Here is a 17,733-nt window from a genome sequence, read left to right on the forward strand (position 1 = left end):
CTTCCCTGGGCGCGGCACCGACCCGGGGAAGGCCCGCGGGTCCCCACAAGATCGCCCGGCGAACCCGCCTTCTGGCCCCCCGATTGCTCATAGCCTGGACACGGCGCAGGTCATCCGCCTGCCGAATCCGCCCGGGCCGCCGGGCGACCGCGGGGGACATGGTGGGCAAGAAGCAACGCGAGCAGTCCCGGGAGATGCGCAAGGGCCGGGCGGCGGTCGCGGCCGCCCAGAGCGGGCGGCCGCGGTGGCCCGCCATCGCGGGCATGGTCGTCGTCGTGGGGCTGCTCATCGCGATCGTGTTCACCATCGTCCGGGCCGCCAACAACGGCTCCTCGGCGCAGCCCACAGCCTCCGGGCCGGTCGTGGCGCCCAGCGGCGCGGCCGGTGGGGCGCTGGTCAGCGGCAAGGACGGCGCCCCGGTCAAGCTGGAGGTGTACGCGGACTACATGTGCCCGTACTGCGGCCGGTTCGAGCGCGCCAACGGCGCCGAGATCGCCCGGCTGCTCGGCGAGGGCACCGTCCGCCAGTACCTGTACCCGCTGGCGTTCCTGGACGAGATGTCCAACGGGACCCGCTACTCGACCCGGGCCGCGAACGCCGCCGCGACCGTGTACGACCGGGCCCCGGACCAGCTGATCGCGTTCAACTCGGCGTTGTTCGCGCACCAGCCCGCCGAGGGCAGCGCGGGCCTTTCCGACGAGCAGATCGCCGACCTGGCCCGCCAGTCCGGGGTGCCGTCACCGGTGGTGGACACGTTCACCCGGCACGTGTTCGAACCGTGGGTGGCCGCGTCGACCCAGCAGGCGTTCGCGGCGGGCCTGCAGGGCACCCCCACCGTGAAGATCAACGGCACGGTGTTCGAGGGTGACCTGTACACGGTGGGCCCGCTGACCCAGGCCATCACGGCGGCGGCGAAGTAATGGCGAACCCGCTGGCCTGGTTCCGGCAGCTGCGCCACGCCGACGCGTGGATCTACGGCACCATGCTGTTCTCGGCGTGCCTGAGCCTGCTGGCCTCGTTCGTGCTGTCCATCGACGCGGTACGCCTGGCCGAGAACCCGCACCGCAGCCTGTCCTGCGACATCAACGCCGTGATCAGCTGCGGCACGGTCGCGACCAGCTGGCAGGCGCAGCTGTTCGGCTTCCCGAACGCGTTCCTGGGCCTGGTCGCCGAACCGGTGGTGATCACCATCGCGGTCGCGAGCCTGGCCGGGGTGCGTTTCCCACGCGGCTTCATGTTCGCCGCCCAGCTCGTCTACACCCTTGGCGTGATCTTCGCGTACTGGCTGTTCTACGAGGCCGTGGTCAACATCGGGGCGCTGTGCCCGTGGTGCCTGCTGGTCACGGTCTCCACCACGCTGGTGTTCGCCACCCTCACCCATGTCAACATCCGCGACGAGAACCTGTACCTGCCCGCGCGGGCGCAGCAGGCCGCGGCCCGGTTCGTCGACGCGGACTACGACGTCCTGGTCGTGACGATCTGGCTGCTCACCCTCGGCCTGATCATCGTCAGCAAGTACGGCACCGCCCTGTTCGGCTGACCAGCCCTGTTCGGCTGACCAGCGCGCCGGGAGCTCAGCCGGAGGCGGGCCGCCAGCCGCGGCGGCGTCCCCGCCGCACGACGGCCGCGGCGCTGCCGAGCAGCACCACCGCGGCGGCGCCGAAGCCGGCCACCAGCAGGGCCCGGTCCTGGGCGTGCCGGCGGCGGGCCTCGCGGGCCACCGCGGCCGGGTCGTCGCGGCGCACCACCGCGGGCGGGGGCGGCGCGGCACCCTCCGGCGCGAGGGTCTCGGTCAGTGCCCGGTACGGGTTGAGCAGGCCGTATCCGTACTCGTCGCTGCGCTTGCCGCCCGGGGCCGGGTCGGCGGTGGCGACGATCCGCTGGGTGATCTCGTCCGGGCTCAGCCGGGGGAAGCGCTGCTTGAGCAGCGCGGCCGTGGCCGCCACGAACGGCGCCGCGAAGCTGGTCCCCTTGCCGGCCACGTGCCCGCTGCCCGGTGCGGCCATGGTGACACCCACGCCGGTGGCCATGACGTCGACGTAGTTGCCGTGCTGGGAGTCGTCGGCGCGCAACCCGTCGGCCCCGACCGAGCCGACCCCGATGACCCCGTCGTACGCCGCCGGGTACGGCGTCGGGTTGCTGTCCTGCGCGCGGCCGGAGTTGCCGACCGCGGCGACGACCACCACCCCGCGCTGCACCGCGCGGGCCACGGCATCGCGGACCTCGTCGTTCCTGCCGATCATCACCACCGACAAGTTGATCACCTGGGCGTTGCCGCCGCGCGGGTCCGACGCCCAGTCGATGGCCTGCGCGAACTGCCGCGGCGACACCTGCTCGCCGACGGCGCGCCCATCGATGGTCTCCTGCTCGCTGACGCGCACCGGCACGATGACGGCGCCGGGCGCCAGGCCGTGGAACGGCACCCCGTCGACCGGCTGGGCGGCGATGATGCTGGCCACGCCGGTGCCGTGCCCGATGCAGTCCTGCCGGGCGTCGCGGTTGCGGCGCAGCACGTCCTTGCCGGGCGCGATGTGCCCGTCCAGCTGCGGGTGCTGCGTGTCGACGCCCGAGTCGATGACCGCCACCCGGATCCCGGAGCCGTCGGCCACCCGGGCCAGCCGGTCCAGGTCGTACACCTGGTCCTCGTACGGCATCGCCCGGCTGACCTGCCCGGGCGCCGGGACCGGGTCGCATCCGGCCGCGCGGGCCTGGGCGGGAACGGGCAGCAGCACGCCGAATGCCGCGGCCACGGCCGCCGCCACTGTCTTCCGCACCGCCAACGCCTCCCCAGGTCGGGGCACATCGTAGCCGGGCGTGGCGGCGCGCGGGGGGCACCCGAATTGACCTGGTCCCGGCCTCGCCGTTAGGTTATGGGAACCAATCTGCGGCGTCGCGAGGGAAACCGGTGAAAATCCGGTACGGTCGCGCCACTGTGAACGGACACCCCCCGGCACCGCCTGGGTGGTGTCGGTGAGTCAGGACGCTCACGCGCCGCAGCCCCACGAACGGGACGCGTCATCCCGAGTAGGAGGTTCTGGCCCACCATGCCGAAGGCTCAGTCGGTCCGCCCGGTGATCTCACCTGCCGTGTCCACCCGGGTGCTGTGGACGGCACTCGCAGTCGTCGCGGTGTTGCTGCTCATGGCGTACCTGGTCGCGTTCGACCAGGGCGCGGTCTCGCGCAGCGGCATGTACCTGCACGAACTCATGCATGACGGCCGTCACCTGCTCGGCGTCCCGTGTCACTGAGGGCCGACGGCGTCCCCACCTACTCCGCTGTCCTGCTGCGCGGCCTGCTGGCCGGGCTGATCGCCGGCCTGCTGGCCGGGGTGTTCGGCTATGTCGCCGGTGAGCCGCGGGTGGACGCGGCCATCGCGATCGAGGAGCAGGCGGCGCACGTGGCGGGCGAGGACACGGGCTCCGGCCACCAGGACGACGAGCTGGTCAGCCGCTCCGGGCAGAAGGGCGGGCTGTTCCTGGCCACGGCCCTGTTCGGGGCGGCCATGGGTGGCCTGCTGGCCACCGCGTACACGTTGCTGCGGCGCCGGCTGCGCACCCCGTCGGACGCCCGCGCCGCGCTGGGGCTGGCGGGTGCCGCGCTGCTGGGCGCGGTGCTCGTGCCGTTCGTGAAGTATCCGCCCAATCCCCCGGCGGTGGGCGATCCCGCGACGATCGACCAGCGCACGGCCGGCTACCTGGCCATCGTGGTGCTCGGGCTGGTCGCCGTGTGGGCGGGTGTGGTGGGCTACCGCGCTCCGCGGGGGGCCGCACCGGAATGGCTGCGCGCGCTCACGGGCGTGCTCGGTTTCCTCGCCGTGGTCGCCGTGGGGTATGTGATGCTGCCTGCCGTCGACGAGGTCCCGTCGACGTTCCCGGCGAGTCTGCTGTGGAATTTCCGGCTGGCGTCGCTGGGCACCCAGCTGGTGCTGTGGGTGTCGCTGGGTCTGGGTTTCGCCGCACTGCTGTCCCGCCTGGGCGCCCGCACGCCCGACCGGGCGGCCGTCGCCGGGTGATCGCCGCACCTGCCTGCCGCAACGGCGGTGCGGGGTGAGCGGGGTGCGGCTGCTGGCCTGCGCCCCGACGCCGGCGCTGCGGGCCGCGGTGTTCGGCGGCGACGGCGAACCCGACGAGGCGGGTCTGCGGGCCACGCAGTCCCTGGCCGGGCAGCGCGGCTTGACCGCGGACGTGCCGTGGCTGTGCGGCGGTTCGGTGGCCGCCACCGCCACGGCCCGCGCGCTGGGCCGCGCGGCCACGGCCGTGCCCGCGCTGGCCGATCCCGATTTCGGGCGCTGGTCCGGGGCCACCCTGGAGACCGTCGCGGCCCGCGACCCCGCCGCGGTGCAGGCGTGGCTGACCGATCCCGGCGCCGCCCCGCACGGCGGGGAGTCCCTGGCCGCGGTCGCGGCGCGGGTCGGCGCGTGGCTCCACGGGCCGGCGCAGGGGCCGGTGGTCGCGGTCGCCCATCCGGTCGTGGTCCGCGCCGCCGTCGCCTGCGCCCTGGGGCTGCCGGCCGCCGCGCTGTGGCGTCTCGACGTGGCACCGCTGGCCCTGGTGCGGCTGACCTGCCGGGCGGGCCGCTGGCACCTGCACCTGCCCACGGCGGCCTGAGGATCCCCGCCCGCCCACCACCGGCAGGCTCCCTGGGCCGCCCGGGCCCGACACGCTCCGGCGCGCTGAGCCGGGTACACGCCTGGGCGTCGATACAATCCCCGGCGATGGAGGCGATGGAACAGAACGCCGAGACCCGCCCGTGCGCGCACTGCGGGCGGCCGGTGCCGCAGCGGGCCGCGGCCGGGCGGCCGTTCCGGTACTGCCGGGACAACGACGGCGATTGCCAGCGCGCCTCGCGCAACGTACGGATGCGCCAGCGCGCCGCGCCCGGCCTGGCCGGGCAGGTGGCCCGCACCTGGGAGGCGGTGGACCGCCTCGATCAGCTCGTCGCCACCCTCAGCGAGGCCCTGCACGCGGAGCTGAGCCCCGCCGGGGTGGACCGGCAGGTCGCCGAGATACGGGCGGAGACGTCCCGGCAGGTCGCCGCCGCGCACACCGAACGCGACGAGGCGCGCCGCGACGAGGACCGCGCCGCCGCCGCGGCGGGGCAGGCCCGGCAGGAGGCCGCCGCGGCGACTGCGGAACGCGACGCGGCGCACGAGCAGGCGCAGGCCGCCCAGCGCGCCGCGCAGGCCGCGACGGCGCAGGCACGCGACGCCCAGGCGGCGTGCGACGAGGCCCGGCAGGCCGCCGGGGCGGCGGTAGCCCGCCAGGAACAGGCCGAGGCCGACCGCGACACCGCCCGCCGGCAGGCGGAGCAGGCCGGCACCGAGGCGCGCCAGTTGCGCCGCGACGTGCAGCAGGCGCAGCGGGCGGCCGCGGACGCCGAGGGCCGGGCCCAGCAGGCGCAGCGAACGGCCGAGCAGGCCGTGCGGGAGGCGCAGGCCGCCCAGGCCCGGGCCGAGCAGGACCGTGACGTGGCCCAGCAGGACCGGGACCAGGCCCGATCGGACGCCCAGGCGGCCCGCGCGGCAGTGGAGCAGGCCCGCGCGGAGGCGGCGGCGGCCCGCGCAGAGGCGGAGCGGGCGCGCGGGGAGGCAACGGCGGCCCGGGCCGACGCGCAGCGGGCCGCCGCGCAGGGGCAGGCCGCGGCGCGCGAACGCGACGAGGCCCAGCGCGCGGTGGCGCTGGCTCAGCGGGCGACCGCCGAGGCCCGGGCCGACGCGCAACGCGACATCGACCAGCTGCGCCGCCAGCTTGCGCAGGCCCGCGCCGACGCGCAGGCTGCCCAGGACCGTACGGCGCAGTTGTCGGCGCAGGTCAGTGACCTCGCCTCGGCGCTGGCGGCGCTGGGTGGGGCGCGGGCGGGGGCGGAGGGCGAGGTACCGGTGACGGCGCGACGGTGACGTACATCGCACCGGTGCAGATTGGCCAAACGGCCGTAAACCGGACCAAGGTCCACTTCAGGGCCCGAGCGTGCCGAACGGTAAGGCCCGCAGGCCGCTACGCTCGTATGCGTTAACACCGCCGACACATGCGGCGGTGCGGCAGGAATCTGACGACCGACCCTTTCGTTACACCAACGAGAGCACCACGAGCGAGGGGAAGCCGATCATGGGCGAACGCATGCTGCGCGGCAGCCGTCTTGGCGCAGTCAGCTACGAGTCCGACCGCAACACCGAGCTGGCGCCCCGGCAGACCCGCGAGTACCTGTGCGTCAAGGGCCACCAGTTCGAGGTGCCGTTCGCCGTCGACGCCGAGGTTCCGATCACCTGGGAATGCAAGTTCGACGGCAGCGTCGCCCGGCTGGTCGACGGCAACGAGCCGGAGCAGAAGAAGGCCAAGCCGCCCCGCACCCACTGGGACATGCTGCTGGAGCGCCGCTCCATCTCGGAGCTGGAGGACATCCTCAACGAGCGTCTCCAGGAGGTCCGCACCCGCCGCGGCCGCTGACCCGCACACCGGCATCCAGAAACGCCGCCTCCGCTCCGGGGCGGCGTTTTCTGTGCGCACCGGTGACGGAGCGGCTCAGCGCACGATCTCGCCCTCGACGATCTCACCGTCCAGACCGTCACCGGCCGCCTCGGCGGGCGGCGGTTGCCCGCGCCGCGCACGTACCCGGCGTGGCCCGAACAGGTCGCCGGCCACCGCGGACGACACCCGCCGTTCGGTGGCATACCGCACCCCGCGCCGGGCCAGGCCCCGTCCCGGCGGCAGGATCAGCACCAGCCCCGCCACGGCGGTCAGGAAACCCGGCACCGCCAGCAGCAACGCACCCAGCACCCCGACCAGCGCGTGCGACACCTGGCGCCCGGCCGGCTGGCCGGCCTCGGCAGCGGCCCGCCACACCCGCCACCCGCGTACGCCCTCGCGGCGCAGCAGCGCCAGCCCGGCGACACTGGCCAAGGTCAGCAACAGCAGTGCCCAGCCCGTCCCGAGCGCGCGTGCCACCGCGATGAACACGACGATTTCCGCGACCGCCAGCAGCAGCATCGCGACCGGTAGCAGCGCCCAGCCTCGGCGCATCACGCACCCCCCTGCGGTGTCATCGCCGACCGTTCCAGCATGACACGCAGGTGCCCGTTCACCGCCGGGTCGAACCGGGCTTCGTGTCGCGGCCCAGCCGCTGCCGCAGCGCCTGCGCCCGCGACTGCACCCCCCACCGGGTGACCCGCAGCAGCTGCTCCTTGAAGATGTTGCCGCTCATCTTGCTCTTGCCGCGCTCACGTTCCGTGAACGTGATGGGCACCTCGGTCATCCGGAACCCGTGCCGGTACGTCCGCCACGCCAGCTCCACCTGGAACGAATACCCCTGGGAGGCGACCGTGGCCACGTCGATGCGGTCCAGCACGCTCATCCGGTACGCCCGGTAACCACCGGTGGCGTCCCGGAACGGCATCCCCAGCGCCATCTTGATGTAGATGTTGCCGCCGCGCGAGAGCAGCAGCCGGTGCAGCGGCCAGTTGTGCACGCTGCCGCCCGGAATGTACCGGGTGCCGAGCACCGCGTCGTGCTCGCGCAGCGCGTCCAGCAGCTTCGACAGCTCCTCCGGGGCGTGTGAGCCGTCCGCGTCCATCTCCACGACCGCGTCGTAGCCCTTGTCCTTGGCCCACGCGAACCCCGCCACGTACGCGGCGCCCAGGCCCTGCTTACCGGCGCGGTGCAGCACGAAGACGTGATCGTCGGCCAGGCTCAGCTCGTCGGCGATCGCCCCCGTACCGTCCGGGGAGTTGTCGTCGGCGACCAGGATGTCCACGGACGGCACCGCGCGACGCACCCGCTGGATGATCTGCCGGATGTTGTCGGCCTCGTCGTAGGTCGGGATGACCACGAGGACCCGGCCCACCCCCGGATACTCCTGCGCCTCGCTCACCGTTCCTCCGTCGCCAGCTTGTCGTCGATGTCCGTGCGCCGCCGGCGCAGCCGCCCCGGCGCTGCCAGGACCAGCAGGGCGAGCGCAGCCGCGGCGGCGGCCAGCTCTGGCCACCGGCCCAGGCGAGTGGCCAGCGTAGCCGGTCCGCCAAGCCGCATCTCACCCACCACCACCGCGGCGGCGTTGAAACCGGTCGCCTGGTGCACCACACCGGAGGTGTCCACAAACCCGGACACACCTACCGTGGACACCATCAGCGCCTGCCGGCCGTGCTCCACCGCGCGTAGCCGCACCATCGCCAGCTGCTGACGGGCCTCCGCCACATCGAAGGTCGCGTTGTTCGTCTGCACCGCCAGGACCTGCGCCCCGCCGGTGACCGTGTCCCGCACGATCCCGTCGTACGCCACCTCGAAACAGATCACGTCACCCACGGTCACCGGCCCGGTCCGCACCACGCCCGGGCGGCTGCCCGCGACCATGGTCTTCACCAGGTCCACCTTGTCGCTGACCAGCCGCGCCACCGGCCGCAGCGGCATGTACTCCGCGAACGGCACCGGATGCCGCTTCACGTACAGCTGATCCATGTCCGGGCCGGTCCCGGGACGCCACAGGATGCCCGCGTTGCGGATCTCCCCCGGCACGTCACCGCGCAGCACCGCCCCCACCAGGATCGGCACGCCGATCTCCTGGGCCGCCGCACCGATCTGCTGCGCGGCGTCCGCGTTGCGCAACGGGTCGATGTCGCTGGAGTTCTCCGGCCACACCACCAGATCCGGGCGCGGCGCCCGGCCCGCCGCGACCTGCTGCGCCAGCTCCCGGGTGCCCCGCACATGGTTGTCCAGCACGGCCCGGCGCTGCGCGTTGAAATCCAGCCCCAGCCGCGGCACGTTGCCCTGCACGATCGCGACCGTCGCCCGCTGCGCGCCGGCCTGCGCGACCGGCACCGCCGCCGGCCCCGCCACGATCAGTACGGCCGCCGCCGCGAACCCCGCCCCGGCCGCGACCCGCCGCAACCCACGCCCGCGGCACCACCACAACCCCGCGAGGGCCCCACCGGCCGCCGCCGCCGCGAACGTCACCAGCGGCGCCCCGCCGAGCACCGCCAGCCGCACCAACGGCCCGTCCGCCTGGCCGAACGCCAGCCGCCCCCACGGGAACCCGCCGAACGGCTGCCGGTCCCGCAACGCCTCCTGCGCCGTCCAGAGCAGCCCGCACACCAGCGGCCACACCGCCGGCCACCGGTCCAGCAGCGGCGACACCCACGCACCCGCCCAGCCCAGCAACGCCAGGAACGCGGCCTGCGCCACCGACAGCAGCACCCACGGCAGCCAGCCCGTGTTCAGGTTCGTCCACGCCAGCAGCGGCAGGAAGAACACCAGGCCGGTGACCATGCCGATGCCGGCGCCGCCGCGCAGCCGGCGCCGGTGCGCCGCCACCGCCAGCAACGCCACCCCGGCCGGGCCCAGCCACCACAGCCCGTACGGCGGAAACGACACCAGCAACGCCAGCCCGGAAAGCACCGACAGCACCAACGCCACCGGCAGCCGCACCGGCCCCGGCGTCACCGCAGACGCGGACGGCACCGGCGGCGCCGGGCTCTGCAGGGTCATCTCCACGCGCGGAATGCTAGCCGCGCCCGGTCACGGAACCGTCGCGGGCGCACCCCGCCCCTCGTCACCGCAGGGTGTCGAGCAGCCCGGCCGCGGCCGCCGGATGCTCCGCCGCCAGCAACCCGGCAGCCGCCAGCACGTACGCCGTATCGATCGTGCGCCGCGCGCCCGCCGGCGCCGCCCAGCCCCCCGCCGTGTCGCCCAGCACCGCGTCGAGCACCTGCGCGCCGCCGCCGTGGCGCAACACGCCGCCCGAGCCCACCACCAGCCGCACGTCACGCAGGTCCCGCCCACCCGTCCGCGGCAACCCGGGACCCGGTGCGTGCCCGCGCGCGTGCCGCCGCAACGCCACGGTCGCGGCCACCGCCGCCAGCCGCCGGTCCGTGCCCGTGTCGAACGGCGGCCCGCCGGTGATGTCCGGCGACTCCAGCTTCTCCGCCGCCGCGGCCGCCACCACCCCCGCCGCGCCCGCCCGCACCCCCAGATCACCCTCCACGGTCCGGGAGCGCCACAACGTGCCCGCCACATCCCGGCGCGGACCCGCCTCCGCCTCCGCGTCCGGCACCAGCGCCGAATACACGTCCGTGGTCGCCCCGCCCACATCCACCACCAGCACCCCGGCGCCGGTACGGTCCGCCAGCAACTCCACCGCCGCCAGCACCGCGTCCGGGGTCGCGGCCCGCACCAGCGACGCGAACCGCTGACCCCGCGACAACCGCTTACCGCCGATCACATGCCGCAGGAACATCTGCCGGATCGCCGCCCGCGCCGGACCCGGATCCAGCACCCCGATGCGCGGCAGCACGTTGCCGGTCACCGTCACCGGCACCCCACGCGCCGACAACACCCCGGCCGCCTGTTCCCGGGCGTCGGCGTTGCCCGCCACCACCACCGGCACCCGCAGCCGCGAGGTCGCCAACCTGCCCGCGTTGTGCAGCAACACCGACGCGTCACCGCCGTCCGTGCCACCCACCAGCAGGATCACGTCCGGGCGGGACGCGCGCAGCGCCGCGACCGCCCGGCCGTCCAGCGGCCCGGCCGCCACATGCACCACCTGCGCACCCGCCGACAACCCCACCCGGTGCCCGGCCTCCGCGGTGACCAGCGACTCGTACCCGACCACCGCCAGGCGCAAGCCCCCACCGGCCGACGAGCACACATACAGCGGCGCGTGCGCATCCAGCTCCGCCACCGCCGCGTCCAGGCCCACCAGCACGTCCGACTCCGCGGTCGTCGGCACCTCGACCCGGCGCACCAGGGCACCGGAGTCCAGATCCACCAGGCACGCCTTCGTGTACGTCGACCCCACGTCGACGCAGATCGCCCCCGAGCCCACGCCGCCGGTGTCAGTCATGCTGCGCGGGCCGGGCACGCCCTCGGTGCGCTCGGTCCGCCCGGTCATGCCTTCGGGGGGACGACCACGGTGCCCGTCGCGGTAACCGCCACGATCGGCTCCGCCAGCACCTGCGCACCCGAACCGCCCGTGCCCCGGCACACCACCGTCGACGCGAACTCGATCGTCCGCGACCGGGTGCCCATCCGCGTCACCGTCGCGGTCACCTCCAGCACGTCACCCGCCTGCACCGGCGCCTTGAACTGCACATCCGAGTACGACGCGAACAGCCCCTCGTCGCCGTCCAGCTGAATGCACACCTCCGTCGCCACATCCCCGAACAGGCCCAGCGAATACGCCCCGTCCACCAGATTCCCCGCGTAGTGGGCGTGCGCGTACGGCACGTACCGGCGGTGCACGACAGTGATCATGCGGTGGTCTCCTTCTCCTTGCGCGACAGCAGGGCATGCACGAGATACGAGGCCACCTCGCCCGGCGTGGTGCCCCGGCCGAAGATCCGGTCGACGCCCAACTCGCCCGTCATCAGCTCGTCGAACCGCGGCCCGCCCACGATCAGCAGCGGCCGCTTCCCGGCGGGCAGCGCCTCCCGGAAGGCCGCCGACATCGCCCGCGTGTTGTGCAGATGCGCATCCCGCTGCGTCACCACCTGCGACACCAGCACCGCGTCCGCCTTGGCCGCCCGCGCCGTCTCCACCAGATCCGGCACGCTCACCTGGGCGCCCATGTTCGTCACGGACAGCTCCCGGTAATACTCCAGGCCCTTCTCCCCCGCGATCCCCTTGACGTTGAGGATCGCGTCGATGCCCACGGTGTGCGCGTCCGTACCGATGCAGGCACCCACCACGTTCAGCCGCCGCCGCAACCGCCGCTTGATCGTCGCGTTGACCTCCTTGGCGGACAGCAACGGGAAGTCGCGCTCCACCACCTGCACCTTCTCGGTGTCCACCAGGTGGTTCACCTTCCCGTACACGACGAAGAAGGTGAACCCGTCACCCATCTGCTTCGCGTGCACCAGCAGCGCCGGGTCCATGCCCATCTTGTTCGCCAGTTGGACCGCGGCGCCCTCGGCCCGCTTGTCGTGCGGGATCGGCAGCGTGAACGACAACTGCACCATCCCGTCCCCGGTCGTGTCCCCATAGGGGCGGATGATGCTCACTGCGCGGCCTCCAGCGCCTCGGTCACCGGGTTGTAGTAGTCCTCGTCGTGCTTCGCGACACCGTCCAGGCCCTTACCCCGGTCCGCGGGCCGCTTCATGATCCCGAAGGTGCCGTCCGCGATCGCGTTCAACAGGGTGTCGTCCACGATCTCCGCCAGCAGCTCCACCGCCTCCGCGAGAACCTGCTGACCCCGCTGCTGAATGAACCCGCCCGGCGCCGGCACGAAATCCTCGTGCAGATTCCCCGCCCCGTTCAGCACGTACCGCACGTTCTGCAGCGCGATGTCGCGGTCGGACAGCCACGGCGTCACCACCGCCTCGGTCATCATCCCCACCAGCAGAATCCCCTGCCCGGTCAGCGCACCCACCAGGTTGAAGAACCCGTCCAGCAGATTCCCGCGGAACACGTCACCGGTCATGTGCTTGGTCGGCGGCATCCACTTCAGCGGCGCATCCGGGAACAACTCCCGCGCCAGCAACGCATGCGCCAGCTCCATCCGGAACGAATCCGGCAGATCCGGGTTGATCTCGAACGCGTGCCCCAGCCCCAGCTGCCAGTCCGCCAACCCCGCCTCGTGCGCGAAGAACTCGTTCAGCAACTGCGACACCGTCACCGTGTGCGCCGCCTCCACCGCATCCGCAGTGGTCAGATAGTTGTCCTCACCAGTGTTGATGATGATGCCCGCCCGGGCATGCACCTGCCGGGAGAACCGCTGGTCCACGAAAGTCCGGATCGGATTGATGTCCCGGAACAGAATCCCGTACATCGAGTCGTTGAGCATCATGTCCAGCCGCTCCATCCCGGCCAGCGCCGCGATCTCCGGCATGCACAACCCGCTCGCATAATTCGTCAACCGCACATAGCGGCCCAGCTCCCGCGACGTCTCATCCAACGCCGCCCGCATCAGCCGGAAGTTCTCCTGCGTCGCATACGTGCCCGCGAAACCCTCCCGGGTCGCCCCCTCCGGCACATAGTCCAGCAACGACTGACCCGTCGACCGGATCACCGCGATCACATCCGCGCCGGCCCGCGCCGCCGCCTGCGCCTGCGGAATGTCCTCGTAGATGTCCCCGGTCGCCACGATCAGATAGATCCACGGCCGCTGCTTCGGATCCCCGAACCGGCGGACCAGCCGGTCCCGCTCCGCCCGCCGCCGGTCGATCAACTTCACCCCGGCACCGGTCGCCCGCTTCGCGGCCCGCCGGGCCGCGTTCACCGCGGCCTTCTTCTCCGGTACGGCGAACCGCACCGCCCCCGCCGCCGCCTTCTGCGCCAGCACCGTCACATCGTCCAGGCCCTCAGCGGCCAGGGCATGGAACACGGGAACCGCCACCCCGTGCCCCAGCCCCACATCCGCAACCACCGCATCCACCAGGCGGTTCACCCACGGAATCCCGTCCGAGTCCGCCCCGTGGACCCCGGCCAGCCGCAGCACCGCCCGCTCCACCGACACCGTCGTGTGCGAACGCGCCAGGTCGACCACCGGCTGCCCCGCCCGCGCCGCGAGCGCACGCGCCCGGCGCACCACCCGCGGATCCAGCTTCAACTTCCCGGCCACGCCCGTACTCCTTGTCTCACCCCGCCCGGCACCCTTGCCGGGCAGGCCCGTCAACCCTCGAAGATCGTCTCGCCGCGCAGCACCGTGCGCCGGCACACCGGCCGCGCCGGCACCACCCCGTCCGCGTCCACCAGCAGCGCCGGCAACCCCTCAACCGTCCCCGCCGGGGTCTCCCAGACCGCGAACGTCGCCGCCGCACCCGGAGCCAGCACCCCCGAGTCGTCCACCCCGGCCGCCCGCCACCCACCCCGGGTGCTCGCCGCGAACGCCGACCGCACCCCGATCCGGAACACCGGATTCCGCGGCGCCGCAGCAGCCGTCACCATCGCCCACGGATCCGGCGCCGTCACCGGCGCATCCGACCCGAACGCCAACGCCACCCCCGTCGCATGCATCGCCCCGATCGGATTCGACGCCATCGCCCGCGCCACCCCCAACCGCTGCGCATACATCCGCCGCGGGCCACCCCACAACGCATCGAACCCCGGCTGCACACTCGCCACCAGGCCGAACTCCACCAGCCGGGCGATCATCGCCTTGTCCGCCAGCTCCAGGTGCTCCACCCGATGCCGGCCCTCCCGCAATCGATCAACCCCGACCTGCCGTGCGGCCAGCGCGAAACCGTCCAGCACCGCCTCGATCGCCGCGTCCCCGATCGCGTGGAAACCCGCCTGCACGCCCACGCGCACACAGTCCAGGATGTGCTCTGCGGCCTGCTCCGCGGAGACAAACGCCTCACCACACCCCGACCCGTCCGCGTACGGTTCCCGCAACGACGCCGTCCGCGACCCCAACGCGCCATCCGCGTACAGATCACCGGCCGCGCCCAGCGCACCCAACTCCCGGGCCCGCGCCGCCCCGCCCAGCTCACCCCAGTACCCGAACACCTGCGGCAACCCGGCACCCGACAACGCCAGCACCGACAGGAAATCCGCCTCACTGGAGGTGCCCGGCCCACCACACTCGTGCACCGCCGCCACCCCCCGCGACGCCGCGAGCTCCAACGCCGCCCGCTGCGCCTGCGTACGCTGCGCCGCACTCAACGACCCCAACGCCACCGCCCGCACCGCGTGATGCGCCTGCTCCCGCACCCACCCGGACGCGTCGTACCCGGGCACACCCCGCGCCTCGGTCAACAGCGCCGTCGAGCACAACGCCGAATGCACCGACGCCTGCGTCAGATACACCCGCCGCCCACCCGCGGCCCGGTCCAGCTCCGCCGCCGACGGCGGGACCTGCTCCCGCCACGTCGACTCGTCCCAGCCGTGCCCGTGCACCACCGCGTCACCCGGGCGCGAACCCGCGAACCGCGCCACCGCGTCCAACAGCTCACCCGCCGAACGCACCCCGGACAGATCCAGCCCACCCGCCACCAGCCCGGTGTCCGTCGCGTGCTGATGCGAATCCACGAACGCCGGCGTCACCAGCGCACCGTCCAGATCCACCGTCACATCCGCCGCGGGCGCCTCCGCCGCCGCACCCAGCCACGCGACCCGGCCATCGCGCACCAGCATCGCCGTGGCCCGCGGCTCCGCCGCCGAGTAGAACCGACCGTTGACATACCGCACCGAGGGGGAATCAGTCATGGATGTCAGTGTCCCGCGACCCGCGCCTCGAACATCGCGCGGACCGCCGGGGTACGCCGCACCAGATCCACCGCGAACTCCGCATGACCCGGCACGTACCCGTTGCCCACCAGCATCGTCACGTCCGCCGCCAGGCCCTCCGCCCCCAGCGCCGCCGCCGAGAAGCTCGTCGCCATCGAGAAGAAGATCACCGTGCCGCCGTTCGCCGTGGCCAGGATCGCGCCGTGCTCACAACCCGGCACGTCCACGCACACCACGGTCACCGTGGCCGGGCCGCCCAGCGCCTCGGCCACCGCCGACGACACCGCCACCGGATTCCGGGCGTCCGCGACCGCGACCTCGTCGGCCAGCCCAGCCGCGCGCAGCGTGTCACGCTCCGCCTCCGACACGACCACACCGACCGTACGGGCACCCGCCAGCCGCGCCGCGGTCAGCGCCAGGGAGCCGCTCTTGCCCGCCCCGCCCAGCACCGCCACGCTCACCGGGCCGGCCGCCGCGTGTCCGCGCACCACCCGGTCGGTCAGCGCCGGGGCGCCGCACACGTCGAACACGGCCAGGGCCAGCTCCGCGGGCAGGTCGTCCGGCAGCACCGCCACCACGGAACGCCCGAACAGGATCGCGTGGCCGGCCGCCGGGACCTGCTCGCTGCGCCCGTCCCACCCGGCCAGCCCGTCCGTGATCGCCAGCGGGGTCAGAGTCAGCGACACCAGCGTCGCCACCCGGTCGCCCACCTTCACCGGCAGCGGCGACTCCGGGCCCACCTCGTCGACCGTGCCGATCAGCATCCCGCCCGAGCCGGTCACCGGGTTGTGCATCTTGCCGCGCGTGCCGACGATCTCCAGCACCTCGGAGCGGACCGCCGCCCCGTCACCGCCGTGCTTCTCCGCCAGCTGCCGGAAGCTCGCCGCGTCCAGATTCAGCCGCTCCACCCGGATGCGCACCTCGTCGGCGCCCAGCTCCGGGCGGGGGTCAAGCCGCCACGCGGCCTGAGGCAACACACCCGCCGGCTCAACAACCCGCGACAAACCCACCGGAAACGACATTCCCACCACCCTCACCTGAAACAAAACTGTCGTGAAGCCGCCCTACCGTAAATCCTACGGACCGACGGTTTCTAGACCGAAGATTCTCCAGTATGGTCGAGCCGTCCGCACACCCGACCCAGGAGGACCCGTTGACTCAGCTCCCCTCGGGCGCTGCCATCCCCGCCACCGGGCAGCCCTACGAGTACCAGCGCCGCACCCTGGTCGAACCGGACTGGACCCGCTTCCCCGGCTGGCGTGACGTCACTGCCGCCCAGTGGGAAAACGCCCAGTGGCAGCGCGTCAACTGCGTCAAGAACATCAAGCAGCTGCGCGCCGTCATGGGCGACCTGCTCGAGGAGCGCTTCTACACCGACCTCGAAACCGACATGACGCGCCTGGCCACCATGTCGATGCTGGTGCCGCCGCAGATGCTCAACACCATGGTGCCGGACCGGACCCCCGACACGGAGTCCTTCTACGCCGACCCCATCCGGCGATACATGATCCCGGTCGCCACCGACCGGCACCTCGACTGGCCGTCACACCCCCACGCCACCCGTGACTCCCTGCACGAGCACGACATGTGGGTCGCCGAGGGCCTCACCCACCGCTACCCCACCAAGGTCCTGGCCGAGCTGCTCTCCACCTGCCCCCAGTACTGCGGCCACTGCACCCGCATGGACCTCGTCGGCAACAGCACCCCCACGGTCGACAAGCTCAAGCTCACCCTCAAGCCGGTCGACCGCTACGACGCCCACCTCGCCTACCTCAAGGCCCACCCCGGCGTCCGCGACGTCGTGGTCTCTGGCGGCGACGTCGCCAACGTGCCGTGGAAGCAGCTCGAGAACTACCTCATGGGCCTGCTGTCCGTGCCCACCGTGCGCGACATCCGGCTGGCCACCAAGGCGCTCATGGGCCTGCCCCAGCACTGGCTGCAGTCCGACGTCGTCGAGGGCCTGCACCGCGTCGCCATCACCGCCGAACGGCGCGGCGTCAACCTCGCGGTGCACACCCACGTCAACCACGTCAACTCGCTGACCCCGCTGGTCGCCCAGGCCGCCCGTACCCTCATCGAGGTCGGCGTCCGCGACGTGCGCAACCAGGGCGTGCTCATGCGCGGCGTCAACGCCACCACCGAGGACCTGCTCGACCTGTGCTTCGGTCTGCAGGGCGAGGCCGGCATCCTGCCGTACTACTTCTACATGTGCGACATGATCCCCAACGCCGAGCACTGGCGCGTCCCGGTCTGGTACGCCCAGCAGCTGCAGCACGACATGATGGGCTACCTACCCGGCTACGCCACCCCGCGGATCGTCTGCGACGTGCCGTTCGTCGGTAAGCGCTGGGTGCACATGGTGTCCGAGTACGACCGTGAGAACGGCATCTCGTACTGGACGAAGAACTACCGGACGTCGATCGAGGCCGACGACGCCGAGGCTCTCAACAAGCTGTACGCCTACTACGACCCGATCGACACCCTGCCCGAATCCGGCCAGCAGTGGTGGCGCAAGCAGCAGGAGGACGCCACCGCGACCGCCTGAGCTGGGAAGACGCGAACGGCCCCCGGGTGATCCCCGGGG

Annotated in this window: 18 protein-coding genes and 1 riboswitch; of the genes, 8 read left to right on the top strand and 10 right to left on the bottom strand. The window is 73.1% G+C overall.

Annotation, left to right across the window (positions count from 1 at the left end):
* The first annotated feature begins 158 nt into the window (after positions 1-158).
* Both ACMCNO_RS18065 and ACMCNO_RS18070 read left to right on the top strand, forming a co-directional pair.
* Positions 159-920 (top strand): DsbA family protein, encoded by a 762-nt coding sequence (locus tag ACMCNO_RS18065; RefSeq protein ID WP_412750610.1) that lies wholly within the window; start codon positions 159-161, stop codon positions 918-920.
* On the top strand, positions 920-1,540 hold the full coding sequence (locus ACMCNO_RS18070; protein WP_412750611.1) for a vitamin K epoxide reductase family protein: 621 nt from the start codon (positions 920-922) through the stop codon (positions 1,538-1,540). Before ACMCNO_RS18065 ends, ACMCNO_RS18070 begins: the two co-directional genes overlap by 1 nt.
* Before the next feature lie 34 nt (positions 1,541-1,574).
* On the opposite strand, the gene mycP is transcribed toward ACMCNO_RS18070, so the two are convergent.
* Positions 1,575-2,774, bottom strand: coding sequence for a type VII secretion-associated serine protease mycosin (gene mycP, locus ACMCNO_RS18075; RefSeq protein WP_412750612.1), 1,200 nt, complete (start codon positions 2,772-2,774; stop codon positions 1,575-1,577).
* A gap of 123 nt (positions 2,775-2,897) precedes the next feature.
* Positions 2,898-2,984: riboswitch (cobalamin riboswitch) on the top strand.
* Between the two features lie 60 nt (positions 2,985-3,044).
* Here mycP and ACMCNO_RS18080 point away from each other — a divergent pair.
* From ACMCNO_RS18080 to ACMCNO_RS18100, 5 genes are all read left to right on the top strand, one after another.
* Positions 3,045-3,248 carry a CbtB domain-containing protein gene (locus ACMCNO_RS18080; protein ID WP_412750613.1) on the top strand — a complete coding sequence of 68 codons (204 nt, stop codon included), beginning with the start codon at positions 3,045-3,047 and terminating at the stop codon, positions 3,246-3,248.
* Positions 3,239-4,012: a CbtA family protein gene (locus tag ACMCNO_RS18085; protein ID WP_412750614.1), complete on the top strand. Its 774-nt coding sequence runs from the start codon at positions 3,239-3,241 to the stop codon at positions 4,010-4,012. The genes ACMCNO_RS18080 and ACMCNO_RS18085 overlap by 10 nt, the downstream gene beginning before the upstream one ends.
* Positions 4,013-4,046: 34 nt before the next feature.
* Complete coding sequence (locus tag ACMCNO_RS18090; RefSeq protein WP_412750615.1) at positions 4,047-4,607, top strand: histidine phosphatase family protein; 561 nt, start codon at positions 4,047-4,049, stop codon at positions 4,605-4,607.
* Positions 4,608-4,714: 107 nt separating this feature from the next.
* Positions 4,715-5,896: a serine/threonine protein kinase gene (locus tag ACMCNO_RS18095; RefSeq protein ID WP_412750616.1), complete on the top strand. Its 1,182-nt coding sequence runs from the start codon at positions 4,715-4,717 to the stop codon at positions 5,894-5,896.
* Positions 5,897-6,104: 208 nt separating this feature from the next.
* The gene (locus ACMCNO_RS18100) at positions 6,105-6,443 is read left to right on the top strand and encodes an RNA polymerase-binding protein RbpA (protein WP_015622005.1); all 339 of its coding nucleotides are present in this window, start codon (positions 6,105-6,107) and stop codon (positions 6,441-6,443) included.
* Positions 6,444-6,518: 75 nt separating this feature from the next.
* Here the strand turns inward: ACMCNO_RS18100 and ACMCNO_RS18105 are convergent, their stop codons facing one another.
* The 9 genes from ACMCNO_RS18105 to ACMCNO_RS18145 all read right to left on the bottom strand — a co-directional run bounded on the left by ACMCNO_RS18105 (position 6,519) and on the right by ACMCNO_RS18145 (position 16,171).
* Positions 6,519-7,016 carry an FxsA family protein gene (locus ACMCNO_RS18105; protein ID WP_412750617.1) on the bottom strand — a complete coding sequence of 166 codons (498 nt, stop codon included), beginning with the start codon at positions 7,014-7,016 and terminating at the stop codon, positions 6,519-6,521.
* Positions 7,017-7,074: 58 nt separating this feature from the next.
* Complete coding sequence (locus ACMCNO_RS18110; protein WP_412750618.1) at positions 7,075-7,863, bottom strand: polyprenol monophosphomannose synthase; 789 nt, start codon at positions 7,861-7,863, stop codon at positions 7,075-7,077.
* On the bottom strand, positions 7,860-9,473 hold the full coding sequence (lnt, locus tag ACMCNO_RS18115; RefSeq protein ID WP_412753741.1) for an apolipoprotein N-acyltransferase: 1,614 nt from the start codon (positions 9,471-9,473) through the stop codon (positions 7,860-7,862). The genes ACMCNO_RS18110 and lnt overlap by 4 nt, the downstream gene beginning before the upstream one ends.
* A gap of 64 nt (positions 9,474-9,537) precedes the next feature.
* On the bottom strand, positions 9,538-10,827 hold the full coding sequence (locus tag ACMCNO_RS18120; RefSeq protein ID WP_412753742.1) for a glutamate mutase L: 1,290 nt from the start codon (positions 10,825-10,827) through the stop codon (positions 9,538-9,540).
* Positions 10,828-10,871: 44 nt separating this feature from the next.
* Positions 10,872-11,237, bottom strand: coding sequence for a hotdog domain-containing protein (locus tag ACMCNO_RS18125; protein ID WP_130512695.1), 366 nt, complete (start codon positions 11,235-11,237; stop codon positions 10,872-10,874).
* A complete protein-coding gene (locus tag ACMCNO_RS18130; protein WP_412750619.1) occupies positions 11,234-11,983 on the bottom strand; it encodes an OAM dimerization domain-containing protein in 750 nt (249 codons plus the stop codon). The genes ACMCNO_RS18125 and ACMCNO_RS18130 overlap by 4 nt, the downstream gene beginning before the upstream one ends.
* Positions 11,980-13,542, bottom strand: coding sequence for a lysine 5,6-aminomutase subunit alpha (locus tag ACMCNO_RS18135; RefSeq protein ID WP_412750620.1), 1,563 nt, complete (start codon positions 13,540-13,542; stop codon positions 11,980-11,982). Before ACMCNO_RS18135 ends, ACMCNO_RS18130 begins: the two co-directional genes overlap by 4 nt.
* A 50-nt stretch (positions 13,543-13,592) precedes the next feature.
* Positions 13,593-15,128 (bottom strand): amidohydrolase, encoded by a 1,536-nt coding sequence (locus ACMCNO_RS18140; RefSeq protein WP_412750621.1) that lies wholly within the window; start codon positions 15,126-15,128, stop codon positions 13,593-13,595.
* Positions 15,129-15,133: 5 nt separating this feature from the next.
* Entirely contained in the window at positions 15,134-16,171 is a 1,038-nt protein-coding gene (locus ACMCNO_RS18145) for an L-erythro-3,5-diaminohexanoate dehydrogenase (RefSeq protein ID WP_412750622.1), read from the bottom strand.
* 131 nt (positions 16,172-16,302) lie between these two features.
* Here ACMCNO_RS18145 and ACMCNO_RS18150 point away from each other — a divergent pair, with 131 nt between their 5' ends.
* Positions 16,303-17,694, top strand: a complete 1,392-nt coding sequence (locus ACMCNO_RS18150; RefSeq protein WP_412750623.1) for a KamA family radical SAM protein — start codon at positions 16,303-16,305, stop codon at positions 17,692-17,694.
* Positions 17,695-17,733: the final 39 nt, after the last annotated feature.

This window comes from Krasilnikovia sp. M28-CT-15 (genome assembly GCF_047159595.1).
GTDB lineage: Bacteria > Actinomycetota > Actinomycetes > Mycobacteriales > Micromonosporaceae > Actinoplanes.